Annotated in this window: 2 protein-coding genes and 1 pseudogene; 2 read left to right on the top strand and 1 reads right to left on the bottom strand. The window is 51.7% G+C overall.

Going from position 1 to position 3,248, the window contains the following annotated elements; genetic code table 11:
* A partial coding sequence (locus VFS25_RS07110) for a YihY/virulence factor BrkB family protein (RefSeq protein WP_326461433.1) occupies positions 1-899 on the top strand: 899 nt, incomplete at its 5' end.
* A gap of 106 nt (positions 900-1,005) precedes the next feature.
* The gene (locus tag VFS25_RS07105; RefSeq protein WP_326461432.1) at positions 1,006-1,605 is read left to right on the top strand and encodes a redoxin family protein; all 600 of its coding nucleotides are present in this window, start codon (positions 1,006-1,008) and stop codon (positions 1,603-1,605) included.
* Between the two features lie 5 nt (positions 1,606-1,610).
* Here VFS25_RS07105 and VFS25_RS07100 read toward each other — a convergent pair.
* A pseudogene (locus VFS25_RS07100) lies at positions 1,611-3,248 on the bottom strand (zinc carboxypeptidase); the annotation flags it as partial.

Here is a 3,248-nt window from a genome sequence, read left to right as displayed (position 1 = left end):
TGGTGTTGCCCGGCTTTGAGGGATTGCCGTTGTATGATGTGCTGAAGTTTTTTTTGAAAGAAACAAAGAACAAAAGCCTGGGCGACCGTGCTGCGGCCATTTCCTTTAACTTTCTGCTGGCCATTCCGCCCTTTTTCATTTTCCTGTTTACCCTGGTGCCCTTTATTCCCATGCGGAACATAGAGCCCACCCTGTACCGCCTGGCGGAAGATGTAACGCCTAACTATAACACCTATATGATTGTGCGGAACATGATACATGATTTCCTGTACACCAACCGCACGGGCCTGTTGTCTATCTCCTTTTTAATGGGGTTCTTTTATTCATCCAACGGGTTAATGGGCATTATGCGATCCTTTAACAAAACACAACCGGGTTTTAAACGGCGCAAATGGTGGCAAACCAGGCTGCTGGCCCTGCAGCTCACCTCCGTGCTGGTATTGCTGCTGCTGATCACCGTTGTGCTGATTATTGCGCAGGGCGCTGTTTTAAGGTATGTGTTTACCCTGCTGGATATTCACAGCAGGGTTATACGCACCATCATTGACACGGTACGCTGGGCGCTGATTGTGTTGCTGTTCTTTTCCATGCTGGCGGTTATTTACCGCTTTGCACCGGCCACCACCAAACGGTGGAAGTTTGTTACGGCCGGCTCCACGTTTGCCACGGTGCTCATGATACTGGTAACCCTGGGCTTCTCTTACTTTGTAAATAACTTCGCCAATTATAACAAGATATACGGCTCCATCGGCACTATCCTGATATTGATGCTGTTTCTCTATTTCAACTCCTTTATACTGCTGGTGGGGTTTGAGCTGAATGCCAGCATCAGCACCCTGCGCGAAATAGCCAATACCCCTGCCCCGGAACAACCTGTTGAAATACAGGGGCTTTCCTGACCTTCCACCATCTATCAAATAAATTAATGTTTTAATACATATTGCATTATCTTTATATTAAATATCATACCCGATACCTGAACACCGAATACCCAAATCCTGCAAAATGAAAAGCACCTGTTTTTTCATTCTCCTGTTTACCATACTGGTTGCTTTCCGTTCCGGCGATAGTACTTTGGAAATAGGCGCTCCTATTCCAAAGGCGGAGGTAGTGTTACATGATGTCAGTGGCCGGGAAATTACGCTGAATGAGGCCCGCGGCAGCAATGGCCTGCTGGTGATGTTCTCCGGCAACCATTGTCCTTACGTGATCCGCAACCAATGCAGAACAGTGAATATCTGTACCTATGCCTTAAAGCACCAGGTAGGCGTAATACTAATCAATTCCAACATAGCGCAGCAGAATAATGAGGAGTCGCTGGATGCAATGAAAGCCTATGCTGCGCAGCAGCAATACAGCTGGTTTTATGCCATTGACCGGAAAGGAGAGATTGCCGACGCCTTTGATGCCGGCCATACACCGGAGTGCTATTTGTTTGACAAGAACGGCCGCCTTACCTATAAAGGCGCTATTGACGATAACCCGGGCAATGCCGATGCGGTAAAGGTACGGCACCTGTACAATGCCATGAATGAAATGCTGGCCGGCAGCGCCGTAAAGCGGAACACCACTACTTCGCTGGGATGCAGCATCCGGCGGTTTTAGCGCATTTAAAACACCAGGAACACCGCGTTGCTGAACAGCAGCTTGCCGTTTTCCCAGAAGCTGCGGAACAACGGATCATCGGCCAGCATAATGAGCTTGCCGTTGCCGATGTCTTTTACGCCGAATAACAGGCCGTCTTTCAGCCGGGCGCGCGTATCGGCTCCTACAAAGCCGCTGAGATAGTTATCTTTTTTCAGCACGCCCACGTTCCAGCCTTTATCATCACTGTCCATAAACTCGTAGATGTTGCCATCCTGCTTTAATGTATAGTAAGTATCCGGATAGCCTAACGCCAACGGATGTGTGTTATCCAGCTGCACTTTATAAATGGCGCCGGGAATTACCTGCTTAATACTTTCCCGTTCGCGGTTGGCGTAGGGTTTCAGCATGGCGTAAACATCCTTGTCGTCCGTAGTATCTGTATCTTTTTTCAGGTGTATGCCCCAGTCGCCCGCTGCCAGCTGCGCCAGGGCGCCCTGCAGGGCAATGAGCCGGCCCCCGGCCCTTACCCAGTCTTTCAGGCGGCCGGCCGCAGTTTTATTCTCCAGGAAGTCATAATCCCCGTCCGGTAAAATGAGCACGTTAATGTTCTTCCAATCAACCCGGCCCAGGTTTCTTTCATTGATAATGGTAACGGGATAGCCTATCTGCTGTTCAAAGAAATGCCATATTTCACCGGCATTCAGGGAAGACACGCCATCTCCCACCACCATGGCCACATTTGCAGGCTGAATATAGTGCACCTTATCAGAGCCAAAGTCGGTACCCTTTTCCACGAAGCCGGTAGACACCGCATCCAGGCTTACATGCACGTCATTTGCCAGGGCGGTGATATACGCATCAAACTGGCCGGCTACCGGCTCATTGCCGGCGCGCGGAATAATAAGCGTACCGGCCGGGAAAGTGCGGCCGCCAATGGCAAAAGGCGCTTCTGCATAACGCACCTTCACGCGCCGCCGCAGCAGGGCCGTTAGCAGGCGTACATCTTTAACGCTGTTCCAGCGGGCCAGGTAAGCATAGGGCCTGGTGGCTGCCAGGGCGCTGTTATTGCCGGCCGGCAGCGAGTCGGCAGCAGGGTTCAGCTGCTGGCGCACGGCGTAGGCAGGCAGCCCGTATGCATAAGGAATAGCCCAGGCGGTAATATCGTAAGTAACGGAGTCGGATAAACGGGACTTAGGCTCAAACAGTACCTGCAGCAGGTTGGAGCGGGGCTGAAAGGCGCTGATCACCATATCTTCCCGGGTAATATCAAAGCTTTCTGTTTTACCGGTAAAGTAATTGAAGCCGCTGGCCTTTGTTGCCTGTGCGCCGTAGCCAAAGCGGATGTTATTGCGCTGCAGCAATGTAGCCAGGCTGGCCAGGTTTTCGCGGTTGCCGGCGGCTTTTATCACGTAGCTTTTATAAGGACCATCGGGGGCTGCAGCCGCGTTGTGGAAATAGCCGGTAAATTCCGTGAGTATCTTATTGGCCTGCTGCGAGGCTATTTCTATGGTAGAGAGGCCGGTAGTAACATGATGGGCTATACGATCACTGAGGGTGAGCGTATCGCTGTCTTCCTTGAGCACAGCCAGGCCGCCGCGGCCGCCTCCCCCCTGCTCGTACGTCATGCCAATGGCGCCGTTGTAGGTGGGATAGGTATCGCC

The sequence above is a fragment of the Chitinophaga sp. genome (genome assembly GCF_035761305.1).
Lineage (GTDB): Bacteria > Bacteroidota > Bacteroidia > Chitinophagales > Chitinophagaceae > Chitinophaga.
The sequence above is the reverse complement of the archived record's forward strand: the minus strand, read 5'-3'. Positions and strand labels throughout refer to the sequence as shown.

What these genes read in the sequence shown, in the direction of transcription:
- VFS25_RS07105 (WP_326461432.1), top strand. Translation starts at nt 1,006, where the DNA reads ATGAAAAGCACCTGTTTTTTCATTCTCCTGTTTACCATACTGGTTGCT.